This is a genomic window from Pleionea sp. WD8-19 (genome assembly GCF_055326765.1).
On the sequence record NZ_JBUZOU010000019.1, the window covers coordinates 59074 to 82997 of the forward strand.

Sequence of the window (23924 nt, forward strand, 5' to 3'; positions counted from 1 at the left end):
CTCTTGTTAGTATTAACTCATGACAAACAGGCCTTCTATGAACACACCCATGAAGCTATTAATTGTTGAAGACGAAGCTGCTATTCGTAACGGATTAGTGGACGTGTTTATTTATCACGGCTATGAAGTGGAAACCGCCGAAGACGGTACCCATGGCTTGAAAATGGCGCTTTCCGGGCAATACGATCTGATTCTGTTGGATGTGATGTTGCCCGGAATCAATGGTTTCGATATTTGCCGAAAAATTCGCGAACAAGACAAAGAACAACCCATCATTATGCTCACCGCCAAATCGGGTGACGATGAAATCATTCAAGGGCTAACACTGGGTGCCGATGACTACGTTGCCAAACCATTTTCTGTCGCTCAACTGGTGTTACGTGTGCAGGCCGTGTTACGCCGTAGTGGAAAAAGCAAATCGATTGAAAATCAAATTCAACTCAACGAACAAGTGTGTATCGACACACAAAACCTAAGTGCGCAAATCGACGGCGAACATGTTGCTTTCACCCGTAAAGAAATGGAAGTGTTGCAATACCTTCAAGCTCATCACGAACGTCCGGTTCCCAGAGAAGAGTTACTGAATAAGGTATGGGGTTATGATATCAATCTCGACTTGGAAACTCGTACCGTCGATATTCACATTGCTAAGTTACGCCGAAAAATTGAACCTGAACCGAAAGAGCCGATTTACCTAATCACTGTACGTGGTGCGGGTTATCGCTTACTTTCTCAACGTCAACAGGCAAAATAATGCTTCAGACTTCAATATTGAAATTGCGGTTATTATTTATCGTTTTCTTTTTAGCGTTAGCCATTCCATCGGCTATATTAAGCTGGAAAGCTTACGACCAATTAAAATGGGAAGCTTTTCATCAACACCGAACCCAGGCCGAAGCACTTTCGACTCGCATCGATAGCCAATTGGAACATATTGTATCAATTGAAGAAGCTCGTTCGACTGCAGACTATCAGTTTTTAGTCGTTAGTGGTGAACCAGAAATCGGTACATTAGTGCGTTCCGAACTTTCCAGCTTTCCCGTAGAGTCAACTATTCCTGGCGTCATCAGTTACTTTCAGGTTGACGCTAGTGGACAATTCACAACACCGTTGTTGCCTCAAGACAAATTGCAGTCGTTACACTACGGCATAAACCAACAACAATTGAAAATGCGAGACAAATTACAGCAGAATGTTTTGGGTATTTTAACGCAAAATCAAATCATTTCCACGTCACCTCAACGGTTCACGCAAATAGAAGAGAAACAAAGCACTTTTAATGCAGGACAACGTAAAAGAGAAGCTTCCAGTAACGTTCTTGAATCACCAGAAGAGACTTTTCATGATGAAACGGATACAAAAGAATCATTATCGGTACACTCAGACGCCTCAATTCAAGCCAGTGGCGCTTTTTTTCATCAACAAGAGTCAGCGGAAAAATCGCTCACTACGTTTGATCAGTTAAAGAAGCTGAAAGACGATAAAGCAAATGCTCGAAAAGGAAAAGGCTCGAGTCAGGAAACCAAACTAAAAACCCCCTCAAAATATTTGAAAAATAATCGTCAACAAGAATCATCAGATCTTTTTTTACCACAAAAGAAATCTCGAGAGGTTCGCCAGGAATTAAATTACATCCCCCAACAGTCGGCTGACAAACCACAATCGCCATTGGAGACGACCATTAATATTGCGCTTTTTTCAAGTAATGTACAGCCTTTCGACTTTTCCATACTTGAAAGCGGCCATCTCATCTTATACCGTCAAGTTTGGCGAGAACAAAAACGTTTGTTTCAAGGCGCAATAATCGATCAAAATTTATTTTTTAAATCAACTATTGGAAATTATTTTCAGAATTCTTCTCTCTACCCATTAGGCGATCTTTTCGTTTTCTTTCGAAACGAGCCTCTTACCAAGCTCGATTCGAAACGCTCGCTCGGCGACACTTACTGGGGGTCTGAAATCAATAATAGCTTACTCTATCAATTTAGGCTTTCTGCACCTTTTGAACAATTGCAACTTGCATTTACGGTCACCGATTTATCAGACAGCGCTAGTACCATGATAATACTTTGGATCATTGGTTTATTGGTGTTGGTACTTATTATAGGTACGTGGCTTATTTATCGATTGACTTATCGACAAACGGAGCTCGCTCAACAACAACAAAATTTTGTGTCATCCATTAGCCATGAACTCAAAACGCCTTTAACGTCCATTCGCATGTACGGAGAAATATTAAAACAAGGGTGGGCCAGTGAGGACAAGAAACGCAGTTACTATAATTATATTTTTGAAGAAAGCGAACGACTATCACGATTAATCACCAATGTACTTCAATTGTCTCGCATGAGTCGAAATGAACTTAGTGTAAATTTAAAACCAACAGCAGTATCTGAATTAATTGACCACATTCATTCAAAAGTTGATTCTCTGGTGTCTGCTGCTGGATTTCAATTAAACATTGAGGGTCAGCTTGAATTCAACAACTTAAAAATCTTTGTCGACATGGATGCATTTTCACAAGTCATGATTAATCTGGTCGATAATGCACTAAAATTCTCGTCTAAAGCAGAATTAAAGTCCATCGATATTAATGTCAAACGGCGAAGCGACCACACTATTGTTTTTTCAGTCAGAGACTATGGTTCTGGCATACCAAAACATCAGTTAAAAAAGATTTTTCAGTTGTTTTATCGCACCGAAAATGAAATGACCAGAGAAACGGTCGGTACAGGAATTGGGTTGGCATTGGTTCAGCAGCTGGTTCTCGCTATGCAAGCAAAAGTCGAAGTCATTAATCGTTCTCCCGGCGCTGAATTTCAGGTTATATTTAGCGCCCAAACGCCAAAGTAATCCGTGTTGGATTTCTACGATTGATTTTAATGTCTGCGCCAATTTGGTCGGACAGTGAATAGACTAAAATAAATCCCATACTTTCCGCTTCTTCTATATCAAAGTCATCGGGCAGACCTTTGCCAAAATCACATACTTCCAATTCATAGTGGCCATTAAAGCTGTTTCTGAAATACACATGCAGCTCTCCTTGTGTAGATAGATAAGCGTGCTTAAATACATTCGTACACAGTTCATTAATAATTAATCCTAAAGGAATGCTGATATGAATAGGCAATAATATCTCGTCAATCTCCATGATTACTTTAAACTGCTCGGGCTCCAGTAGATAAGACTGAGTTAAATTAGCGAGTAGCTCTGGAATTACTTGATTAAAATTAACACTGTAAAAGTTACCCGATTGATACAACGTTTGGTGAATCAAAGCCATCGATTTAATTCGATTTTGACAATCGTTCAGAATCTCCAGTAAAGTTGATTCTGACACCTGTTCCGATTGCAAGCCTAACAAACTATCAATTATTTGTAAGTTATTTTTTACACGATGATGGATTTCCGAAAGCAGAACTTCCTTTTCCATCAATGCATTTTTTAAATACAGTTCCTGCTGTTTTCGTTCAATAGAATTATTGCAAACCCGACTTAACAATCGCCCGCTTAAGTCTTCCTTTGCCAAATAATCTTGGACACCATTATGAATTAAAGATTTGGCAATATTTTCATCATTAATAGAAGTCAACACTACGATAGGTGTATCACCCTTTAAATTTCGTAAATTCTCGATCGTTTCCGAAATGTCAGAGTCCGGTAAACTTAAGTCACACAATAGAATATCGAAATTATCATGTAGCAAACAATCAAGGCCAGATCTAAGTTCATTCTCGCGTATCAGCGTTAAACGACCTGTATAAATTTCCTGAAGATAATCCTCAATTAAATCGGCGTGATCATCGTTATCTTCAATAAGCAATACGTTCATTTAAGCCACTGTACTATTCATAGCTATTCGGTGTTACCGAGTTATCGGGCGCATCGGTAGTTAATACCCAATACAGATTCAGATCGCGTATTTTTTTTGTAAAATCATCAAATTGAATTGGCTTGTTAATGTAGCTATTTGCACCTAACTCAATACATTCATTAATCTCTTTCAGCCGAGTGGAAGTACTGAGCATGATGATAGGTAGCTTCCGAAAGCATTCGAGCTCACGTATCGCTTTTAGAGTATTGGCTCCATCGAGTTTTGGCATTTTTAAATCTAATAAAATTAGCTTTGGCAGTGGCAATTGTTCATCGTTGTATGGTGATTTTTTCAAAAGATAATTCAGCGCCTGTTCTCCATTACGTACATGAATAATTTTATTTACCATGTGGAAATCGTTTAATGTCTCGATAATCAATTCTGCATGATCTGAATTGTCTTCGACCAATAAAATGGTTATCGGTTTAACATTGTTCATGATGAAAAACCTTAATCATTCGGTTTATTCTCTAATGGAAAACCTAAAGAAAACGTACTTCCCAAACCTGGATGTGAGTTCAGAAGAATTTCACCCTGATGTTTGTCCATAATGGTTTTGACAATTGCCAAGCCAACACCGGTACCTTCGCCGACTTCCAAACGCTCAAATATTCTGAATATTTGCTGTTGATATTTGGGTTCAATACCTATTCCATTGTCGGTAAAATGAAGGTAAACCTTATTATTGGCCTGCTCTGTACTAATTACGACGCGTAACGGTCGTGCTGGATCACGATATTGCATTGCATTCGTCAGTAAATTTTGTACACACTGAGAAACCAAGCGTTCATTACACCACAAAGGAAAAAGAGGCTCTTGCAACTCTATTCTCGCATCGTTTCGTAGAATCATTCCTTCCAAAGTATCCATCACTTTTTGAATTAACTCTTTGGTCCTAACCAGTTCTTTTTCGAGCGTCTGTCGGATCACTCGAGAGAGTTGTAATAAATCAGAAAGCAACCCCTCCATATGGTTTACATTCGCCAAGATGCGGCTTAATTGATGACTTTGCTTTTCATTAAGTTTATCACTCAGGCTGTCACACAACCGGCGAGTAAAACCACTTATGGTAACTAAAGGTGATTTAAGATCATGAGAAACCGTATAAATAAACTGCTCCATTTCATGATTTTTTTGTACCAATTGTTTATTCATATTTTCTAATAACTGTCTCGCTTGTTTTCTGTCACTGGTATCCATCATCGATACCACTAACTGATACCCCTGCTTTGACAACATGGGGCTGAAACTGATTTCCAGTGGTATATACTCACCAGAAATGCTAACGCCTTTGAACTCTTTTTCTTCACCGATAGGATCTTCATGCGATGAGAAAAACTCTTGTACTCGTGTTGCTATCTCCGGAATGAGATCATCGATAGATTGTCGAATCAGTTGACCTTTCGGATAACCAAATATGTTTTCAGCTTTCGCATTCGCTTGCACAATTTTACTTTTCTTATTTATGACAAGCATAGCGTTGGATGCGTATTCAATGATTCGATGCAGATCTTCACTGGCGCGATGAATTCGACGACTGAGCAAGTGATGCGAATAGATTATATAAAACAACAGCACATCGACAATCCCACCAGCGATAGCGACATAGGCAGGTTGTTTGGACTCGGGTAGTTGCTCCAAGAAGTTCGGTGGTGTATAAAACATCAGTGTCCAGGGCCGTCCTTGTAACTCGACCGATATGCGACGTTGAAATATGTTTTTTTCTGGAATCGCTTGGCTATTATTGGAACTGGAATACATTAATGCATTCGACAAAACTGAAGCGCCATCATAAATGTCAAACTCGATATCGCTGTCTTCACTTCCCAAAATGCCCTGCATTAAATTTCCGACTCGAAAAGGCGCATATATCCAGCCGCTAAAGCGTTCACGACGCTGCTCAACAGTATTGGGTATTTCTCTGGTTGAATACACAGGCAAGTACATTAAAAAACCGCTTTGGACATCTTGTTCAGTTTCCTGCACCAAAGTGATAATACCGCTGTTGGAGGCAACACCCAAATCTCTCGCTCGCTCCATAGCAACACGACGCATTGTGTTCGACCACATATCGTATCCAAACGCTCTTTGGTTACGCCAATCAAAAGGCTCTAAGAATATTATGGCGGAATACATTGACCTTTCGCCCACAGGCTTAACCATGTAATCAGAAAATCCTTCTTCGCGTATTGACTGAATATGAGAGCCGAGCTCCGAGGGCTTTATTGGGATACTAAAGCCGATCCCTTGTATTCCTGGCCAATTCTGCTCAAGGTTTAACGTCGATACATAGTTGGCAAACTCATGTCGTCTCACTTTGTTACTCGTCGCATTCATCAGTCCCACACCGCCCCATAACACTTGTTCGTAGACACCCAGCCGGTCTTTTATCGCCGTTTCAATTTCTATTGCTCTAAACTCAAAACGGTCCAACGCTCTTTTTTGAACAAAAGAGTCCGCTATAAAATAGGCAGCGATGGTCAAGCACAAGGAGACCAGCAGCACAATCCAAGCTGTTATCGTATTGTGAAATATCTCAGCAACCCGAATAATTTTTTGATTAATCGGTGTTGTGTCAATTAAGCCTTGTAGTCCCGTCATTATTTTCCAATAGGTAGGACACGCAATTACAGGATTAACATTTTCGGTTTCTTAAAAAGCATAGTTGAGCTCTGAAGAAATTCGAATAATCCGGAGCATTAAGCAAAGAGATATTCCATTCGGCCGTAAATATCTCCATGCTAAATATCTTCTAGCGAGATTTAGTCTAAATCGGTAATAAATAAAGCCTCGAGTTAACTTCTACCAGAGATGAAGAAATGAACGTCTTAATAAATTGAGGTAATAAAAAGAGACAAATTATTGAACAATGAGTAGAGTTTCGCTCTTTGGTCGCGCTCTAACGGAATGGTTCTAACCGACTAATTGTAAATAAACCAGAGCACTCAGAGTAATCCAAACACCCATCATCAATTTCAATCGAGCGGCACCTAGCCAATCAGCAATAAAGCGTGCAATAGCTCCACCGACTAGAGCCGCCGGAGCGGCAAATAACAAAATGTAAAAATTAACCTGGCTCTCATTCAAATGAAAAATTACGCCAACTAGTACGGTAGCCGATGATACACATACCGCCACAGCAATCGCTTGTTGTACTCGGAACTTCATAGCGAGTAATAGTATTGCGATCAGTTCGCCCACACCAATTGATAACCAAGCAGTGATCATTCCGCCAATGCCGGCAACCATTACAATAATCACTTTTTCCAAAGCGCTTAACGGATTATCACGTTCTAAATTCGATTGCTTAAACAGCCATGGGCTTAATACGATGTACAGCCCAACCACCAATGAAAACAATGAAAATAACAGATGGATATCCAGTTGAATACTGGGCAAAAAATACTGAGCAATCACCAAACCGACAATCGATCCAAAAACACTCAAGCCAACACTCTCACCGAAGCCGACCCAGTGATATTTTTGCTGGTGAATTTCACGTCTTGAAAAACTGAGCCAAGATAAAGCGCCAGATGTCATGCCAAAACACTGAATGGCAAAGCTGGTTGCCAGCGCCTGCTCAGTGCCAATTCCCAACAAAGTAAATGCAGGTAAAAAAATAATTCCGCCGCCAGCACCGGTTGCGTTGGCAACCGTTGCCGCAGCTAAACCAATCAGGAAAAAATGGCCGTATTGTGAAACCCAGTGCTCAAGCGGAATGACCTGTTCATTAAATACAATACAAAGCAAGTAAAGCGATAATAAACTGAATCCATAAAAAAACCAGCGAGAAGAATTAGAAGCAAGCAGGTGCACGGCTCAAACTCAAAATAAATAATACAAACTGAGCCGTATTTGCTCTGCGTCGGGAGTCATTCCGAACTCACATTGTTCACATCCATTAAACGATTGCCACTCAACACGACTGGAAAATCGCTGTGTCCAGTTTTGAATGGACTCCAAGCGCAACAAGTAGCTGCGATCATCGAGGTTAGATTGATGACTGAAACGAAATTGCACCATTTGTTCGAGACGAGTATTACTCAACATAAAATAAGCGTACTTTTGACGAAGCTGGCCATTATTCATTAAATTCAGCATATTCGCCAGCAATTCGATACTGGTCGGGAGATTATTGTTTCCAGCGACATCGCTATTGGCCTGAAGTAACTGCTCACTTATGCGGCTCCACTGTTGTTCTGTGTAGCCATGCTGATTGTATAAAAAGTCCAGCGAAATATCCCACTCCTTATAGGCAAGGTTCGCACCCAATATTAGCTTTTGATAACCCGCTTCTTCGAAAACCCAACGATTCAGATCGTTTGGCAACTCGCGCTGTTGCTGATAAGTCCATTCCGTCTTAAAGGTTACAGCGTCATTGAGCAACTGGCTCCAGCTCATAGCGACACTGGCTTCTTGCCGCTCAACTTTGTGAATGATTATCGACAGGTCCAACGGTTGTTGAATTGCAAATCGCAGAGCCGCTTGACGACTCGCGTTTTTGGGCGGGTTTAATTCGCTATCGACAGCGTCGGCTACCAATAGCGATATCGTAGCGTCCTCATAACGCTCACTGTATTCCATTAAATCCCATCCTTTCATTTGTTTGCGATCGTCTGGATCGTAATTTGGTCTGTCATAGTAAGGCCTTAAAAGGTTAGCGGGTGTCCATTGAAATCCTTGACTCCATTGAATTTTTTTTCGACCGATAACAAAGGAGCGATTTTGGTTTTTATTGCTAATTTCAAAGTAGCCTTCCAATAATGTCGATTCGTCCTCGGTATCGGTTAACTCGTTGTCAAAAGCCTGGTACAAACTGGAAGAATGAAACTGTAATTGTTCATTAAACGGAATTTTAAGATCCCACTGTAACCCCTGAATACGTTGTTCTTCGCTGAAGCGGAAAATATCAGGATTGACCACGGTTTGCTCTGACAAAGTATTCTGCTGCCAATAACTGAACCAATCGAGTTGCCAATCAACGTTTCGCTCATTTTGTGTTTCAATTTTAAGGTCGCCGAAAGGATCTTGATAACTTTGGGCATGGATTGGGTTACTTACCCAAACCGACACGGTAAAAATAATATTAAAGAAGTATCTGACGGATTTCATAGTCGCGACAAACTGTCTTTGTTAAACAGAGCCTGACTTAAAGGCTTTTTTTGATAGTTATCGAACATCATCCAGGTATGATGGCCTTCTCGCAACGGGTCCACCAACAACAACTTATGCAACTTAGTTTCACCTTCGTATTCTTTGAAGTCTTTGTAGTGCGCTACTTTCATCAACTTGCCGCTTAATGCGTAATATTCGCTTTTAATCGGTAAGTGGGGAGCTTGAGGTTGCAACCAAAACTTAACCTGATAATACAGTTCCGATTTTTCTTTTGCCGTTAAAAGCAGCTGCCAACTTTGCTCATTTTGCGCTTGCCAGTTGGCGGTGTAATTATCACTGTAATTCACACCCACCACGTCGCCGTTACTGGTTTCACCGAGCAATCGTTGTGCGGGCGCCACTCGAATGACTCGTCGAGTATTAGGAATATGTAACCACATATCGCGACCTTCTTTTAATAAGGCGCGCCCCTGCTCTCTTTCAGGAGATATAAACTCTACCAGCGAACGATCATCCAGCACTTTCACCGCCAATTGATTTTGTTTTTTGTCGCCTGACGGTCGAACACTGATATTGATAATATCAAACGTGAAGCCAGTATTCCGATAACCGCGCAATTGATCCAACTGATTCAGCAACTGTGACAGTTGCTCATCCCCGTATACCGCGTTAATAAAAAGAAAAACTATTATCAACCCTTTTTTCATCATGACTTCCCAACCATTCAAACAAAACGTAAGGCATCGGCAACCGACAAACGAGTGGCTTTAAATGCCGGATAAATACTGGAAATAATCGCAACCGCTAAACCCACCATTAACGTTTCGTAAGTCATGGCCTGTTCCAATATAATTCGAATCGGATAACTTTGGCTGCTACCCGGCGGTGTCGGCATCATCCATCCCGTTTGCGTTATCAATTCGGCCAAAAGATGTCCGGATACTACGCCTATCACACTGCCCAATACGCCGATGATTGCAGCCTCCAATAACAACAGTTGCATCACACCCCAAGGCGTACCACCCATCGCGCGAATGGTACCGATTTCTCGGGTACGTTCCATAACCGCCATTAACATGGTGTTGGCAATACTCAGCGCGACAATAAACAACACAATAATCTTTATAAATCCAAAAATGCTATTAAATAAGCCCACAACCTCGTGATAGTAACTGGCGAGTTGCGACCAAGATTTTATCTCCAGTGGCAGATTTTGCTCAGTAAATGCCTTTTTCAGTTGTGCCATCACTTCAGTGGTTTGTTCGGTTTTTTCCAGTAACAGCACCATTCGCGTAATTTTATCGGTATACATAAGTTCCTGTACCAATGCTAAGTTGGTACGAATAAAACGCTGATCCACTTCGCGAACTCCGGTCGATACCACACCAGTAATCTGAACATCGGCCGCATTAATGGCACCGTCTGCGGTGGACGATAACAACGTTAAATAGTCTCCGACCGGCATTGACAAACCATGGAACAAACCTTCACCCAACAAAGCACCTGAGTGATTGTCGGCAAACAGATCCTCACCTTCTTTTAAACTGACCGCCGAGCTTAATAAGGCTTCCTGATCAGGCAACACGCCTTCACCAACAATAGCGATCGAACGCTTACCGTTACTCAACAATCCACTAAAGTTGAGGCGTTCGGTGATGAGCAAAACTTCGGACATTTGTTCTAATATTTGATAGGTCTGTTCAACCGTTTGCCGATCCATTAGGTACTTTTCAGGCTCCGACGCACCAAACTGATTGAATCCTTTTGCGTAAATTTGAATATGTCCAAGTTGGGAACGAATCAAATTTTCCCGCATACCTTGATACATGGAGTTAATGAAACCACCGAACAGCAACAATGCAACGCACCCTAGAATAATCGCACTAAGCGTAATCACGCTGCGCCGATAATTTCGAAACACGTTGAGCAGTGCCATTTTGAAATTCAATATCACGCTTCAATCTCCGCTAGCATGGTTGCAGATTTTTTAGACCAAGGCGCTATTGCAGCAGACTTGACTGACTCAAACATTTGCAATGCTTTGTTTGTTTGCCCTTTTTTAAAATAGGCGGTCGCCAGATGAAAACTGATCATGGCATGAAAGGCCGGGTCTTGAACCAACGTTTTGTGTTGTTGTATAAACTCCAAATCGTTAATCGCAATATGAGCACGATTTAAAAATTGGGGCATCGCTGCATTGGCAATACCACGCTGCATTCGCACACCTAAATGATTGGGAGCACGTCGAACGGCATTGTCCATAATACGTATCCCACGACGCGAATACAGAGAAAGCCGAGCATAATCATCCATAAAGAAACTCGACAAGTAAGACGTTAATGCACCGAAAGCCGCTTGTATTTCATCGTCTTCTTTATGTTTAGCCACCGCTTGTTTTATGTTTGTATAACGCTCGAGCAGTTGTTCACGTTCATTAAGTTCTTCATCGTAACAATGCGTGATACGCACTAATAATGCGTGTCGAGTTTGAAGCTGAGACTCGGGCAATTGTTGCAAATACTCGTCTCGTGCATCGGCCGTTGCGGGTACCATCGTTGGCAGTGTCACCGAATCTGCGCCAACGGTTAAGGAGTTTAAAAGAAACAAAAGCAGCAATAGTGTGGTCAAATACCGCATAATAACTCCTCGGTTTGTGCTTTCGGATTTAGCTCAGAAGACGGTGACGGCCGCTGTATAGACGATTCGCGACTTAAATGGCCATCTTGCATTTTAAAAACCTGAGTAGCGAACGGTGTAAAATAATCGTGATGGCTGGCAATAATAAACGTAGTACGCACGTTCCGATTGAGGTCACTCAGCAACTCAACAATTGATCGCGATGTTTTTGAGTCTAGGTTTGCAGTTGGCTCATCAGCAAAAACAACGGCAGGTTCGGACACAATCGCTCGCGCAATAGCGACACGCTGCATTTGTCCACCGGACAACTGCGCAGGTCGGTGCTTATAAAATTGACTTAAACCGACTTGGTCAAGCGCTACCATAGCCTTTTTACGGGCATTTTTTACACCCAACAAAGATAAGGGGTATTGAACATTTTCCAGTGCATTAAACACCGGCAACAAATTAAAGTTTTGGAAAATGATACCCAATTTTTTTCGTCGTATTAAGGTTCGCGTACTTTCACTGCCACGGGTAAAGTTTTCTCCATCCAAAATCACCTCACCGGATGATGGTTTTTCGATGCCACCGAGCACATTGAGTAAAGTGCTTTTTCCGCTACCACTTGCTCCCTGAATGACAACAAACTCTTGTTGTTGTATGCGCAAACTGACTCGGTTAAGTGCTTTAACCGTTTCTTTACCTAAGATGTAATGTTTTTCAACATTGATCGCTTGTAGAAGCATGGGTTTACTCTATCGTAATTGCTTGGTTAACGATTGGCATTGTTGCTTTGCACTGACCGGACAACCGCCAATAGCGTCAAGCTGACTTAAGTAATCTTTGGATTGTTCAACAAAAGATTGACTTTGTTGCTCATCGGTTTGCAGCGCTTTTACCCAATACGCATTCGCCAATGCGGTATATACGTGTTGAAACACATCGTTCGGCAACTGACCTTCCGAATGAGACATTTGAGGAAGTAACCAGGATTCGTCTTCAAATACCCGTTCAAAATCGTCGTTGATATCACCCAGGTAGCCAAATGTTATCAGCCGATTTAAACGGATCAGAATATTATTGGGATCTTGATCAACCGCTTGATTCAAACCTTCAATTGCCGTTTGCAGTTGCATCAATTTATAGATACCCATGGAAAAATCCATCATCGCACCGGCGCGCTTGGCCTGATTAGAATGGTAAAAGGCTTGCACCATGGCATCTTGCGGATAAAGTTGCTGCGCCTTATCCAGAAATTGATGCGCTTGATCCAACCGATTGTGATTGGAGTAAAGCGAACCCAGATATATTAACGAGTCTTTATCATCCGGCGACTCAGACAAGGAAGTCAGATATTCCTGCTCCAATATACGATCATTCTCATTAAAAGGAACTTCCGGAAAATCGATTGGCGCTGCACCTGAGAGCCAGGCAATGGTATTACCCACTACCAACGAAATAGCAATGAATATCAGTATTTTTTTAAACATGAACTTTGCCTCTAAATGACTTTATCACTAAATCACCACCGAATTATCGAGTAACTGACGATCCATTTCACGCAGAGTGGTGTGTTCATCAAACACCAGGTTTTCTGGACTCATAACATCCGGATAAAGTTGCTCACAAATCAGTATCACTTCTACGATATTCAGTGAATCAACCCCCAGTTCGGCCAACGGAGTATCGGCATCCACCAAATCTTTGTTGAGCATTTGTGCCACTTGAATTTTAAGTTCATTCAAATTGGATTCTACGAGTTCTGACATGATGTCTCCTTGGTTTCTAATTGATTATTCAATGCTGTAAAACTTAATATCTAAATACTTAATAATACTCTTCGATGTGATTCAAAAAATTCGAATGCTATAGATTCCAATTCCAAGGATTCATGGATGGATTCACCTCGACTGTTTGAATGATTTTATGAGTTTTAAACATGACTAACCTGCCTAGGGTTAAAAAATAATTTCATGTTTCGTAAAACAGTTATTCAACATTTATTAACCAGCCCTGAAAGCGAATTAAATGATCTAACGACAACATTGCCAGACACACTCGGTCCACCAGCAATGGCGACACACTGTGTTTTGCAATAACGGATGCACTTAATGGTGGTGCTAGATTCAACATTTGATTCAGACCCGGATGATGCCCGTGCCAAAATAATCGTTGGCAAGATTCGTATATATTTTGCAAAGGAGGATCCTGCCATTGAAATTGACTGACGGCCGACCTCTCTTCAGCTACCCGATCGCTATGAACATCAATCAATTCGCAACGCGAACCTTCTATAATTGAAAGTGACTCTCGTATATCCGAACGACATTTCGGCCATAAATATTTACGCAAATACCATTGCACAAAAGACTCATCTTTCACATCAACACCCATATACTCGGTCTGTAATGCGTCTCGTTTTTGTAAGAGGTGCTGTCGCAACTTGCGTTTTGAAATGGTTTTTTTTAACAGCGGTGCCAGCGTTTCGATTTGTGTTTTTATTTTTGCGTTATCGAATTGTTGAGTATCACAGGAAATAGTGAGTGGAAAAATAAACTGCTTTGCCTGAGTAAAGTGGGCACGATAACTTTGATAGCAACTTTGATAATCGGCAAACAACGTGACCGTTCGAGCTAGCAAGGGAATGTAATCGTATGCACTTATCGGCTCTTGCGTCTCAACTTGCTGCCGCTCTACCTTTATGGAGCAAGCCAGTTGAGTGCTTTCTATCGCGCTCCCTTGTCGCCAAGTCAATCGTTTTTGCTCGACGAATTCCGGCCCGTTCTGAAAATCCCAAATGAACACTTCATTGACCGGTATTGACTTGAGGTTTTCAATTAATGTTTCTTGTTGACTGAGACTCTGCCAACAAATCATTTCCAGCACGTTTAATGGGTTGCAAACAATTTGTGACATCTCTGACCAGCAGCGAATATTATCACTTAAAATCAACTGATTGTTTTGGTGTCGAAAATATAGCGGATAACTGGAATCCATGGATCGGAAAAGCAACAACTGTTTGCTTAGCGTATTCCAAATCACCAATGAAAAATCACCCTGTAAGCGTTCAAACAATTTATGACCCAATTGTTGATACGCCACTTTTAGACTGTCGCAATCGTTTCTTCGCAATTCGATATTCAGTGACCTTTTAACGTCACTTAAATTAGAAACTTTCCCCCACAGGACAATCGTATCTTCCTGCTGAAAAGAAAGGCGATAATCCCAAACCAGGTGCTCTGGCCAAACCGTTTTTTCAGTAATTTGTTTATTGTTTAAAGCAACCGGCGTTTGCAACATCAGGCGGCTTCCTTTTTCAAAAGGGTGAGTTGTTGTGCCCATTGACCCATTGCGTGTCCACTCGCTGCAATCACGCTCATATGATTACAACGGGGTAACACTTCGAAATGCTTCATTTGATTGGGGCTCACGTACCAATGATATAGGGACCGCAGCGTATCAGCAGCAATGACTTCGTCCTCTTCACCAACGCAAAAAAAACTGGGCAGCGATAACGCGCTGTATAATTCCGGATAGTTGCGCACGCTGTAAGCCTGCAGCAAACGATAACTGTAACTCATCGGTTTTTGTTGCGAGAGTGCCGCAATAGCCGGAAACTCCAGCACTTTGCTATGACGCAGGAAGGGCAGTAGTGAAGCCAACACGTAACGAAACGTTCGTAACCTTGGCAAATAGCGATTCGCTTGTTCGTGCATTTCGCGATAATAAGGTCGCTTGCGTCCGTATTTTAAGCGGTACATCCAATCACTTTTTGAACGATCGTAACGACTGGTTTCGGTACACTCCATCAATGCGGGGGCAATGGTGAAGTAACCAAGAAAAGGATTGCTGTCGAAGGCGTATAAATAACGCAGTGCAATCAACGAACCCGCAGAGTGTCCTCCAAGTATTATTGGTTGACCATCACAAGCTTGCAAATGACTGCATAAGCTGTGCAAGTCTTGCTCAAGCTGGCCCACGTAATCCACATCACCAGGAACACCCTTGGATTCACCATGACCACGCCAATCGGGTAAACAGACATTTAACCGGTAACGATTCAATATGCGAGCCAGCGTAATGTAACGTTTACTGTCGAGGCTACTCCCATGCAAACAAATCACTGTCGCTTGTGCATTTTCTGCAGCAAACCAACGATAAGCGAGTTGCGTATTATCGGATGAATAATAACGTAACATCAGGCAGACACCCCTACTGCGGTATGATTATCTTGAATGGTTCTGGATGGCGTTAGCGTTTCAAATAAGTGCTGCCAGCTACCAGTCCGTGACCATTGAAAATAATGATCATCGATACCGCGAAACACACGCGATGGATATTTCATTAATGCTTTTAGACTCGAATAATAATTATCACTGAGCGATTGTTGCTTCAATGCGTGTATCTGTTGCAATTCGGTAAGCAAATCGTATTCAAATCGCTGAGCCTTGTTTACAACGAAGTGCTCTGAATAACGATTCTGATTTGAAAGTTGTATCACACCAATGCGACCACCACCGCCGAGCGTAAGCAATAGCAAAGCGGTTTGTTGCAATTGCTCTCGGTAGGTTTCTATTTCAAGCAGAGGTTTTAAACTCAAGCTGTGTGATGCATCCTGTTCAATACTGGGCAACCAACCTTCGCAGTCGAGGCCGTCTAGCAAAGCATTGGACCATTGCGATTGAATGGAAAATGACACGATACGAGCATGAGGCATCGAGCCTGATACCAGTTCTCGCAAACGCATTAACATAGTGCGCGCCGAATCAATACCCGGAGCCTGATTAAAAATATGACACTTTTTAACGAACAAAGTGTTTTCATTGGAAGAGTTGAGATCAACCGATAACGAAGACTCGTTCGCTGACTTACTCATCAGCAAGAGGCCAACTCCGGTTTGCACTTTTAAACCGTCTTGATCCGGTTCAATACCGATACCAACTGCATTCAAACAGTCTTGTTGTAATTGTTGATTTAACTCCAACACCAAAATTAAAATATTTTGTAATTTCGAGTTGGCAAACGCAAGCATCGCCGCGTGTACGCTGGTGCAAGCAGCACCTATAAATTCGACACGGCAACCGAGGTTTTCAAGCCGTAAAATCAGGTTGGTAATTTGAGGATCAAGCAATAAGCTGATTTCTCCGGCCGATACCAGATAAATGGTTTCCGGGATTTTTGGTAACTGCCCCATTTGTTGCAATAAGAGTTCACACCCCTGCTCACTGGAAGAAACACTTTGCGCCCAATGTCGATACAAATACATGACGTTAAATTTCCCGTATACCGACTTGCGCCAGATAAATTAACAAGGGTTTCAATGCGCCTTCACTCGATGTGTTATGCAATCGCAATCGAATGCGGTTATCCCCTTCTTGCAAACGAAATCGACAAATCGCATCGTCAATCACCAGGCAACATTGATTACTGTCTGTTAATCGTCGCTCTTCGTCGTGTATGTCTTGCAGCAACAAAACTTTCGGTTGTAACAACGAACGCGACAGTCGTGTACCACTCGGCATCGAAACTGAAATCAGAATCCATTGCAGATCATCAATGTTTTCCAATGCAATATCGGCAAGATTGGACAAAATTTCAAAATAATCGGCGAAGCTGAGAAACACTCGTGTTTCATTGGTCGGCAAACTGGTCATCATGTGAAAGTCGTGTTCCCGATTGAGCGGCATCATTCGCGCCTGAGCCAAAGAAACGCGATTCGGAAAAGGTGCACGTGTTAATTGGCCGAGAAAACTTTGTGATTTTATGTTCATGCCACGACACCCTCTTCCTGACTAAAAAGAATTCGTGTTTCCGGTGTTATTGACACTTTAGCGAGACAATAATAACCGTTTAATGCAATGGAGCAGGCCAACAAAGTTCGCGCTTCAGAAATCTCTTGTTGCTCAGCATAATTGATCATTGCCAGCCAGGGATCACTACCAAAACAGTGACCAAACCGCTCATGACAATCAGGCAGCCGTTGGCTATTCACTAACATGCGATCGAAAATGGAGCGGATGTGCTCAGGAAAAAAGGGGAGTGCTAATGGCAACTCCGGCTGCTGTGTCGATAAACGACGTATGATGGTGGCAAACTCCGCCGTCGTGTTGTAAGTGGTGGCACATCCGGTGATCACATCATCGCTGCAATCGCCTTCCGCTTCGATCACCAAGGTGCAAATACCAAAGCCAGAATCACCCCAGTTTTCATTCGCTTGCCAAAACTCCAGCCCCATCAGATTGGCATCAACAATGGTTACCATCATTAATGGTTTTATGTTTTGTTGCTGAGAATCTTTTTCCGGATTGCTTTTATCTAACTTATTTTGAGTTAGCTTGCTCTGAGTTAGCTGATTTTGAGTTAAAAAGTAACGCAATGAATAACCCCAAGAGGCGCACTCGTATGCATTGACGTAAGAGCTCGGCGCCAAATTACCGAGCGTTTGAAACTTTTCCGCCAAATGACGCCACTGAATAGCACCCGAGGTAAACGGTAATTCGATCATGGTCGAACAAAGAAAATGCCGCTCAATTGACGAACGTTGCGGTTTGGATAATTGCGCAGCAACGGTTTGCGTTTGCAAGTTAATTTGCTCAATCAATTGATCCGCTGCCCATTGCAAATTATCCGTTGCCGGTTGCTTCAGATTAGGTAAAGAATGAAACGCCAGCGCTTTGACTTGCAAACTCATCGGCGACGCCCCCGTTGTTTTTGATAAATTTCATAAAAACAACGGTAAGAGCTGCCTTCCATTTTACTGAATGCTAACAAGTCGCGTTGATCATCAATCGCTTTTACATATCCGTTGTTGACCAATGCGACCAGCAGTTCGTTACTGGTAAATTTTAACGCCAATACGCGATCGACCGAATGCATAGAAAACACAGTATCGTCAATTAATGCCGAAGAAAGCGCCAACAAATAGTCGCAAGCTTCAGCGTATTGATGCTCCAGTTGTAAACGATCCTGTTGTTGCAAATAGAGCAAATGATGCATTAAAGACTTTACCAGTCGTGGGCGACATAGCGTTAAAAAGCGATTCACCGCACCGAGGCCACCCTTCATTAATAAATCCGGTTGCTCCACCGAAACTTCACCCTGCACATTACCCAGTTGCAAGGCACCATCGAGAAAAGGTTTACCAATCGCTTGCGTTTTCAATTGTTTGGCACGTTCCGGATCAATTAATACCGTAACCGGATACGGCTTACCGAGTTGACGCGCCACCATCATCACAAAACCTAATTGTTGCGCTTCAATGCCCCATTTTTTATGAACCTGCAATCGCATTCCATTTTCATCAGACAGCAATTGTGTTTGCCAATGTGCCAGTGACGGTCCACCCGCATCGGTCATCAAAAAATGTCCGAAGTAGCCTTGATCAACCCACTGGGCAACGGCATCGTTTTGTTCATCACTGCCAGAAAGATTCAACATAATGGACCCGAATAGGCCAATGATTGAATGTAGGTGTGGCGCCAAACCTTCCGTTTTTACGGCGTTAACCAGTTCATCTATGGCGTATTGTTGCTCAAATTGCGGCAGTTGCTGAGCAACCGCCGATTCTCGTAATTCGGCCAATGGTGCAAAGGGATCTTCAATGATCATTTCCGAGTCCAATAAGCGTGTGGTGGTGTGTCGAATCAGTTGCTCAACACTTTCAGGTAACGCGAGCTTTTGCTCCAGATAATCGGTAATGTAGCGACTGAAAATTTTTCCGGTATTAAATTCTGATTGATTGATTGCATCCATCACACTACTCCACCAAGTAAACCTGAGCTTTGGGTAAACTTAAAAATTCACCCAAACTGTAACTTTCGTTGTAAGCCCCACAATTGGCAAACAGTAAAGCATCGCCTGTCGATGGTAATTTAGTCCCCGTCGGTAACATGCCGATCACATCGTCTCGATTGCAGGATGTACCAACAATGTACGCTTTATCTTCCAGTTGCGTTTTATTATCTTGGGACTCTATGTTCATGGGTAACACAACCGGTTGATGGTAACGTCGGAAGCTGTTTTCGGTTTGCGCTAATAAAAAGTTTTGTTTCATGCCACCATCAGCAATTAAAAAATATTTTCCTTCCAGTTGCTTGGTGGCTCTTACACGCGTCATAAAAAAACCTGCACTTGCCATTATGGCGCGGCCCGCTTCATGTACCACTTGAATGTGCGACGGAAATTCAGTAAGCAACTCTCGATAACTGTTAAAATCGAATGACGCATTTTCCGAAGCACTGTCAAATCCACCGCCCAGGTTAACCAGGGAGATGTGCGAAGCTAACACTCGTTCAAACTCTTGAACAATAGACAGCGCAGCCCGAGCGGTGGACATGGCAGTTTTGGTAAAGGTATAAGAACCTTTGAATATATGAAATCCAGCAATGTCGATGCCCATGGCTTTGGCATCAAGAAGACACTGTTTTGCCGTTGGCCAATCCATGCCAAAGTGGTCACTTCGCACCGATTCATGATCCGGATAAAAATGCTTTAATACACAGCTGTTTAAACGCAATACAATGGGGTTGATCGGGCGTTTGCCGACAAACTCTTGCAACATGGTCAGCTGTTGTGGGTTATCGATGATCAAAGTCGCTTTCGAGCCCAGGGCTGCTCGCATGCTTTGATTATCCATCGACGGGTTATTAAAGTATTTAACACCCTCTCCGCCAGCGATGAGGTTCAGCTCTCCTACCGATGCAACTTCAATTCCGTCACCAAAGCAATGACCACAACGAACCAGTAAATCCACACAATGGTTGGCTTTTAACGAATAAATTAAAGGTGTACCTAATTGCTCTTTGAGTGCGTTAATATTCGCCTCAACTTCCGATACGCTGTACAGATAACAGGGCGTTTGAAACTGGCGCGGATTGTCTTTCCACAGGCTGTTAATTTTTTGTTGTATGTCACTCATCATTTATTGTTCCATCGCCATTTGTTTGAGTTGGTTTTTATCGATTTTGCTGTTGGTCGTCAGTGCCATTTCCTCGACAAAACGAATTTCTCTCGGTAAGTAATCACTGTCGAACGCCGTTTTCAACCAGAGTTGAATTTCTTCGACGTGGGCATCATCTTTTTGATGCAATTGAATCACCATCAATGCTATTTCATCACCGTAGCGATCTTCCGTACCCACCACGGCGCATAAATTAACATTGGAATGCTGCTCAACTTTGTTTTCGATTTCCACCGGATACAAACAAAACCCGGCTTGTTTTATCAAGTCTTTGCTGCGCCCTTTAAAGTAGAAAAAACCATCTTCATCACAACAAAACAAATCACCCGTTGCGAGCCAGTTGTCATCTCGATAACGGCCTGGAATAATTCGTGCACCACTGCCAGAATGATCGTTTTGATACGATTGCATCAAAGTACTGCCACGAACAAAAAGTTCGCCAACTTCAAAGGCTTCGGCTTCACGGTATTGTCTCTTATCGCACTCCACAAAAACGCGTGCATCCAATCCGGGAATGGGTTTACCTACTGAACCGATCTTGCGCTCCCACAACTCTGGCTCGAGGTAAAGCGCGCGCTTACACTCGGTTAAACCGTACATAGCAAAAACATCTAAATGCACGCACAACTTTTTCCATTCTCGAATCGTAGACTCAGAAAGATGGCCACCCGTATTGGTTAATTTTTTTAAACGACTCAAATCGGCTCGAGCAATGCGTGCAACTTTGGCAATGGCTGTTGCCATGGCCGGTACTATAGGAAGTAAAGAAATATCTAACCGATCAATTAATGCCACAACTTTCATGGGATTAAAACGACCTTCAAGTAAGGTAAGTGAACAATCGCAATGTATGGCAAACAATAATTGATATAATCCGTAGTCAAAGGACAACGGTGACAAGCCTAAAATTTTATCGTCTTTTTCAATTTTTAAATAATGGCTAATAGAACTCATGGCTGTGATCACATTATTGTGCGACAACATAATACCTTTGGGTAAACCGGTGCTTCCCGAGGTGTAAATAATTAGTGCCAAATCACTTCCACTTAATCGGTGTGGCCGATTTAACTTGAACAATCGAGTCTCGGTTTGATATTTCGAGTTTTCCTGCCAGTTTTTACCGTCCCAAATCGCTTTCGCATTACAATCGTTAGCAATATGCTGAATGGACTCTTTCGCCATGTCTTTTTTAACCGGCACGACCACCATGCCGTAGTGCCAGGCTGCTAATAGTGCTGCAATACTGTTAATGGAATTATCAATTAACAAGATCAATCGATCGCCGTATTCGCAATGAACCGGTGCAGACGCAATCGCTGCCGATGCCGATAACAAATCAGTAATGGCAAGACTTTGTTCCGAGTCGGATGTTTTGATTTCGCCAGTAAAACGATGGTTTATGATCTTCAAATAGAGATCCGATAAAGTAAATACCGCCATAATTCGCTACTCTCCTCGGCTGTTCATCGGTAGACATTTATGCATATGCCAAATCGGCTGAAACAAAGGTGGCTTGTTCTGCCCTTAACGCACTTTCATCTTCGCTGCGGATCACTTCGGCAATCGAAAACACATTGGGCAGTTGATTGCTGATAAAAAACTGCGCCGTTAAAATTTTGCTTTGATAAAACGACCGGTCATCGTCACCAAGTTCTTCGTCTTCCAATTGCGCTATTGCGATTTGTGCACCTTCCAACAATAACCAGGCGATGGTCACTTCGGCCATCATTTGTAAAAATCGAGTCGATACACCAAAAATCAATTCCATTTTCTGTTGCTTGATCCAGGTACCCATCAATGCATGAATGTCACACAAGGTATTGCGCGCTCGATTCAGTTGCGCGCGTTGTGATTGCAACTCGCTGCAATGGCGATGGGAAGACAGGAAGTCATCAATGCGTTGGTTATAAAGGTGCAGTAATTTAGAGTCGCGCCCCATGGCTAACTTATCGCGGATCAAATCTGCCGACTGCATAAAGTTGGTGCCTTCCCAAATGGATAATATTTTGATATCACGGGCGTATTGTTCTAATGGATGATCGGCGATGTAACCATGCCCGCCGTACACTTGAATAGCCAGTTCGGCAACGCGCCATGCTTGATCGGAAGTGTAAGCTTTCACAATAGGTGTGAGCAGATTAACCAATCCCTGATGATTAAAATGTTCTCGCCGCCAGGGTGCAGCTTTGTCTTTGCATTCAGCGTTGTCGGCTTCCATTGTCATTGCCATACTGTGATGAAACGCCAGTTTAACGATCAGCGCGCGGCAACCTTCTACCTTACTTTTCATTTCCAATAACATGCGGCGCACATCAATGTGTTGAATAATAGGCACACGCGGAGCTCGTGGATTAAAAACATTGCGAACGTCACTGCCTTGAATTCGAGCGGTCGCGTATTCCACTGCGTTCAAATAGGCACTGGATGCCATTCCTAAGGCATAAACACCGGTTGCTATTCGCGCCAAGTTCATCATGGATAACAACTGGTATAAACCGATGTTTTCACGATTACCTAGCAGATAGCCGTAACAGTTTTCGTCGTCACCAAATTGTAAATGTGCCGTTGCGCATCCGTGCAATCCCATTTTTTGTTCCAGTCGCAAACAACGTACATCGTTATCAGACCCGTCTTCTCGTTTACGCGGTACGACAAAACAACTCAATCCTGAGGTTCCTGGCGGTGCTCCGTCTACCCGAGCCAAAACAATGTAAACAATGTTTGATGTGAGATCGTGCATTCCGCTGGATATGAATATTTTTTCGCCTTTGATGCGATAACGACCATCGTCCATTCGATACGCTTTCGTACGCAACGCGCCAATATCACTACCGGCTTCTGGCTCCGTCATGCACAGGCAAGCACTCGATTCCGCTTTGGCCAATTGCCGACAATATTTTTGCTTGAGCTCCTCTGTGCCGTATTTGTCGATCAAATACAACGCAGGATTACAAAAGCCGGAATAAATCATAAACGCGGGATTTGCACCCATTAATATTTCATTGATCATTTGACCAACAATGTATGGCGCACCCAGTCCATCGTACTCTTGTGGTGCGCCTAATTGATTCCAACCGGCGTTCATAAACTCCGGCCATACTTCAGTAAAGCTTTGCGGTACTTGCACATTGCCTTCGCTGTCTAACGAACATCCCTGTCGATCAGCAGACTGGTAACGAGTGCCCAAATGGCGATACGCAAATTCACGTGCGTGATCCAACAAGGTGTTCACACTGTCGCGTGAAAATTCCTGATAAAACTCGTGCTTCAACAAGCTTTGGTCAACTTGAAATTGCTCCCACAATAAAAATCGCAGTTCTCTCAAATCCACTTTATACACATTACGCGTTAACATAT

The 23924-nt window shown here is 42.6% G+C and carries 22 protein-coding genes; 2 read left to right on the top strand and 20 right to left on the bottom strand.

The annotated features are described in order from the left end of the window. Nucleotides 1-37 precede the first annotated feature (37 nt). Nucleotides 38-754 (top strand): response regulator transcription factor, encoded by a 717-nt coding sequence (locus ACTUJY_RS18175; RefSeq protein WP_463617553.1) that lies wholly within the window; start codon nucleotides 38-40, stop codon nucleotides 752-754. Next, on the top strand, nucleotides 754-2853 hold the full coding sequence (locus tag ACTUJY_RS18180; protein ID WP_463617554.1) for a sensor histidine kinase: 2100 nt from the start codon (nucleotides 754-756) through the stop codon (nucleotides 2851-2853). Before ACTUJY_RS18175 ends, ACTUJY_RS18180 begins: the two co-directional genes overlap by 1 nt. Here the strand turns inward: ACTUJY_RS18180 and ACTUJY_RS18185 are convergent. From ACTUJY_RS18185 to ACTUJY_RS18280, 20 genes are all read right to left on the bottom strand, one after another. After that, nucleotides 2831-3832 (bottom strand): histidine kinase dimerization/phosphoacceptor domain -containing protein, encoded by a 1002-nt coding sequence (locus ACTUJY_RS18185; protein ID WP_463617555.1) that lies wholly within the window; start codon nucleotides 3830-3832, stop codon nucleotides 2831-2833. The genes ACTUJY_RS18180 and ACTUJY_RS18185 overlap by 23 nt on opposite strands. A gap of 13 nt (nucleotides 3833-3845) precedes the next feature. Next, nucleotides 3846-4313 (bottom strand): response regulator, encoded by a 468-nt coding sequence (locus ACTUJY_RS18190; RefSeq protein ID WP_463617556.1) that lies wholly within the window; start codon nucleotides 4311-4313, stop codon nucleotides 3846-3848. Nucleotides 4314-4324: 11 nt separating this feature from the next. Further along, entirely contained in the window at nucleotides 4325-6475 is a 2151-nt protein-coding gene (locus tag ACTUJY_RS18195; RefSeq protein WP_463617557.1) for a CHASE domain-containing protein, read from the bottom strand. Between the two features lie 312 nt (nucleotides 6476-6787). Beyond that, on the bottom strand, nucleotides 6788-7690 hold the full coding sequence (locus ACTUJY_RS18200; protein ID WP_463617558.1) for a sulfite exporter TauE/SafE family protein: 903 nt from the start codon (nucleotides 7688-7690) through the stop codon (nucleotides 6788-6790). A gap of 9 nt (nucleotides 7691-7699) precedes the next feature. Continuing rightward, nucleotides 7700-8986, bottom strand: coding sequence for a hypothetical protein (locus ACTUJY_RS18205; RefSeq protein WP_463617559.1), 1287 nt, complete (start codon nucleotides 8984-8986; stop codon nucleotides 7700-7702). Then, nucleotides 8983-9696, bottom strand: a complete 714-nt coding sequence (locus ACTUJY_RS18210; RefSeq protein WP_463617560.1) for an outer membrane lipoprotein-sorting protein — start codon at nucleotides 9694-9696, stop codon at nucleotides 8983-8985. Before ACTUJY_RS18210 ends, ACTUJY_RS18205 begins: the two co-directional genes overlap by 4 nt. Nucleotides 9697-9713: 17 nt before the next feature. Beyond that, nucleotides 9714-10943 carry an ABC transporter permease gene (locus tag ACTUJY_RS18215; protein WP_463617561.1) on the bottom strand — a complete coding sequence of 410 codons (1230 nt, stop codon included), beginning with the start codon at nucleotides 10941-10943 and terminating at the stop codon, nucleotides 9714-9716. Further along, complete coding sequence (locus tag ACTUJY_RS18220; protein WP_463617562.1) at nucleotides 10940-11626, bottom strand: hypothetical protein; 687 nt, start codon at nucleotides 11624-11626, stop codon at nucleotides 10940-10942. The genes ACTUJY_RS18215 and ACTUJY_RS18220 overlap by 4 nt, the downstream gene beginning before the upstream one ends. Further along, complete coding sequence (locus ACTUJY_RS18225; RefSeq protein ID WP_463617563.1) at nucleotides 11614-12354, bottom strand: ABC transporter ATP-binding protein; 741 nt, start codon at nucleotides 12352-12354, stop codon at nucleotides 11614-11616. Before ACTUJY_RS18225 ends, ACTUJY_RS18220 begins: the two co-directional genes overlap by 13 nt. Before the next feature lie 9 nt (nucleotides 12355-12363). After that, complete coding sequence (locus tag ACTUJY_RS18230; RefSeq protein WP_463617564.1) at nucleotides 12364-13098, bottom strand: tetratricopeptide repeat protein; 735 nt, start codon at nucleotides 13096-13098, stop codon at nucleotides 12364-12366. A gap of 27 nt (nucleotides 13099-13125) precedes the next feature. After that, nucleotides 13126-13377 (bottom strand): acyl carrier protein, encoded by a 252-nt coding sequence (locus ACTUJY_RS18235; RefSeq protein ID WP_463617565.1) that lies wholly within the window; start codon nucleotides 13375-13377, stop codon nucleotides 13126-13128. A 220-nt stretch (nucleotides 13378-13597) separates the two neighbouring features. Next, a complete protein-coding gene (locus tag ACTUJY_RS18240; protein WP_463617566.1) occupies nucleotides 13598-14908 on the bottom strand; it encodes a hypothetical protein in 1311 nt (436 codons plus the stop codon). After that, nucleotides 14908-15807, bottom strand: coding sequence for an alpha/beta fold hydrolase (locus ACTUJY_RS18245; protein WP_463617567.1), 900 nt, complete (start codon nucleotides 15805-15807; stop codon nucleotides 14908-14910). Before ACTUJY_RS18245 ends, ACTUJY_RS18240 begins: the two co-directional genes overlap by 1 nt. Further along, on the bottom strand, nucleotides 15807-16874 hold the full coding sequence (locus ACTUJY_RS18250; protein WP_463617568.1) for a hypothetical protein: 1068 nt from the start codon (nucleotides 16872-16874) through the stop codon (nucleotides 15807-15809). Before ACTUJY_RS18250 ends, ACTUJY_RS18245 begins: the two co-directional genes overlap by 1 nt. Nucleotides 16875-16878: 4 nt before the next feature. Next, nucleotides 16879-17379: a hypothetical protein gene (locus ACTUJY_RS18255; protein WP_463617569.1), complete on the bottom strand. Its 501-nt coding sequence runs from the start codon at nucleotides 17377-17379 to the stop codon at nucleotides 16879-16881. Continuing rightward, the gene (locus tag ACTUJY_RS18260; RefSeq protein ID WP_463617570.1) at nucleotides 17376-18299 is read right to left on the bottom strand and encodes a hypothetical protein; all 924 of its coding nucleotides are present in this window, start codon (nucleotides 18297-18299) and stop codon (nucleotides 17376-17378) included. The genes ACTUJY_RS18255 and ACTUJY_RS18260 overlap by 4 nt, the downstream gene beginning before the upstream one ends. Next, nucleotides 18296-19360, bottom strand: coding sequence for a hypothetical protein (locus tag ACTUJY_RS18265; protein ID WP_463617571.1), 1065 nt, complete (start codon nucleotides 19358-19360; stop codon nucleotides 18296-18298). The genes ACTUJY_RS18260 and ACTUJY_RS18265 overlap by 4 nt, the downstream gene beginning before the upstream one ends. A gap of 4 nt (nucleotides 19361-19364) precedes the next feature. After that, entirely contained in the window at nucleotides 19365-20528 is a 1164-nt protein-coding gene (locus tag ACTUJY_RS18270; protein WP_463617572.1) for a type III PLP-dependent enzyme domain-containing protein, read from the bottom strand. Beyond that, nucleotides 20529-22007 carry a class I adenylate-forming enzyme family protein gene (locus ACTUJY_RS18275; RefSeq protein ID WP_463617573.1) on the bottom strand — a complete coding sequence of 493 codons (1479 nt, stop codon included), beginning with the start codon at nucleotides 22005-22007 and terminating at the stop codon, nucleotides 20529-20531. It abuts the gene before it with no gap. A 37-nt stretch (nucleotides 22008-22044) separates the two neighbouring features. Continuing rightward, complete coding sequence (locus tag ACTUJY_RS18280) at nucleotides 22045-23922, bottom strand: acyl-CoA dehydrogenase (RefSeq protein ID WP_463617574.1); 1878 nt, start codon at nucleotides 23920-23922, stop codon at nucleotides 22045-22047. Nucleotides 23923-23924 lie beyond the last annotated feature (2 nt).

Coding starts and splice junctions, on each gene's coding strand:
- ACTUJY_RS18175 (WP_463617553.1), top strand. CDS start 38: ATGAACACACCCATGAAGCTATTAATTGTTGAAGACGAAGCTGCTATT.
- ACTUJY_RS18180 (WP_463617554.1), top strand. CDS start 754: ATGCTTCAGACTTCAATATTGAAATTGCGGTTATTATTTATCGTTTTC.
- ACTUJY_RS18185 (WP_463617555.1), bottom strand. CDS start 3,832: ATGAACGTATTGCTTATTGAAGATAACGATGATCACGCCGATTTAATT.
- ACTUJY_RS18190 (WP_463617556.1), bottom strand. CDS start 4,313: ATGAACAATGTTAAACCGATAACCATTTTATTGGTCGAAGACAATTCA.
- ACTUJY_RS18195 (WP_463617557.1), bottom strand. CDS start 6,475: ATGACGGGACTACAAGGCTTAATTGACACAACACCGATTAATCAAAAA.
- ACTUJY_RS18205 (WP_463617559.1), bottom strand. CDS start 8,986: ATGAAATCCGTCAGATACTTCTTTAATATTATTTTTACCGTGTCGGTT.
- ACTUJY_RS18210 (WP_463617560.1), bottom strand. CDS start 9,696: ATGAAAAAAGGGTTGATAATAGTTTTTCTTTTTATTAACGCGGTATAC.
- ACTUJY_RS18220 (WP_463617562.1), bottom strand. CDS start 11,626: ATGCGGTATTTGACCACACTATTGCTGCTTTTGTTTCTTTTAAACTCC.
- ACTUJY_RS18225 (WP_463617563.1), bottom strand. CDS start 12,354: ATGCTTCTACAAGCGATCAATGTTGAAAAACATTACATCTTAGGTAAA.
- ACTUJY_RS18230 (WP_463617564.1), bottom strand. CDS start 13,098: ATGTTTAAAAAAATACTGATATTCATTGCTATTTCGTTGGTAGTGGGT.
- ACTUJY_RS18235 (WP_463617565.1), bottom strand. CDS start 13,377: ATGTCAGAACTCGTAGAATCCAATTTGAATGAACTTAAAATTCAAGTG.
- ACTUJY_RS18240 (WP_463617566.1), bottom strand. CDS start 14,908: ATGTTGCAAACGCCGGTTGCTTTAAACAATAAACAAATTACTGAAAAA.
- ACTUJY_RS18245 (WP_463617567.1), bottom strand. CDS start 15,807: ATGTTACGTTATTATTCATCCGATAATACGCAACTCGCTTATCGTTGG.
- ACTUJY_RS18250 (WP_463617568.1), bottom strand. CDS start 16,874: ATGTATTTGTATCGACATTGGGCGCAAAGTGTTTCTTCCAGTGAGCAG.
- ACTUJY_RS18255 (WP_463617569.1), bottom strand. CDS start 17,379: ATGAACATAAAATCACAAAGTTTTCTCGGCCAATTAACACGTGCACCT.
- ACTUJY_RS18260 (WP_463617570.1), bottom strand. CDS start 18,299: ATGAGTTTGCAAGTCAAAGCGCTGGCGTTTCATTCTTTACCTAATCTG.
- ACTUJY_RS18265 (WP_463617571.1), bottom strand. CDS start 19,360: ATGGATGCAATCAATCAATCAGAATTTAATACCGGAAAAATTTTCAGT.
- ACTUJY_RS18270 (WP_463617572.1), bottom strand. CDS start 20,528: ATGATGAGTGACATACAACAAAAAATTAACAGCCTGTGGAAAGACAAT.
- ACTUJY_RS18275 (WP_463617573.1), bottom strand. CDS start 22,007: ATGGCGGTATTTACTTTATCGGATCTCTATTTGAAGATCATAAACCAT.
- ACTUJY_RS18280 (WP_463617574.1), bottom strand. CDS start 23,922: ATGTTAACGCGTAATGTGTATAAAGTGGATTTGAGAGAACTGCGATTT.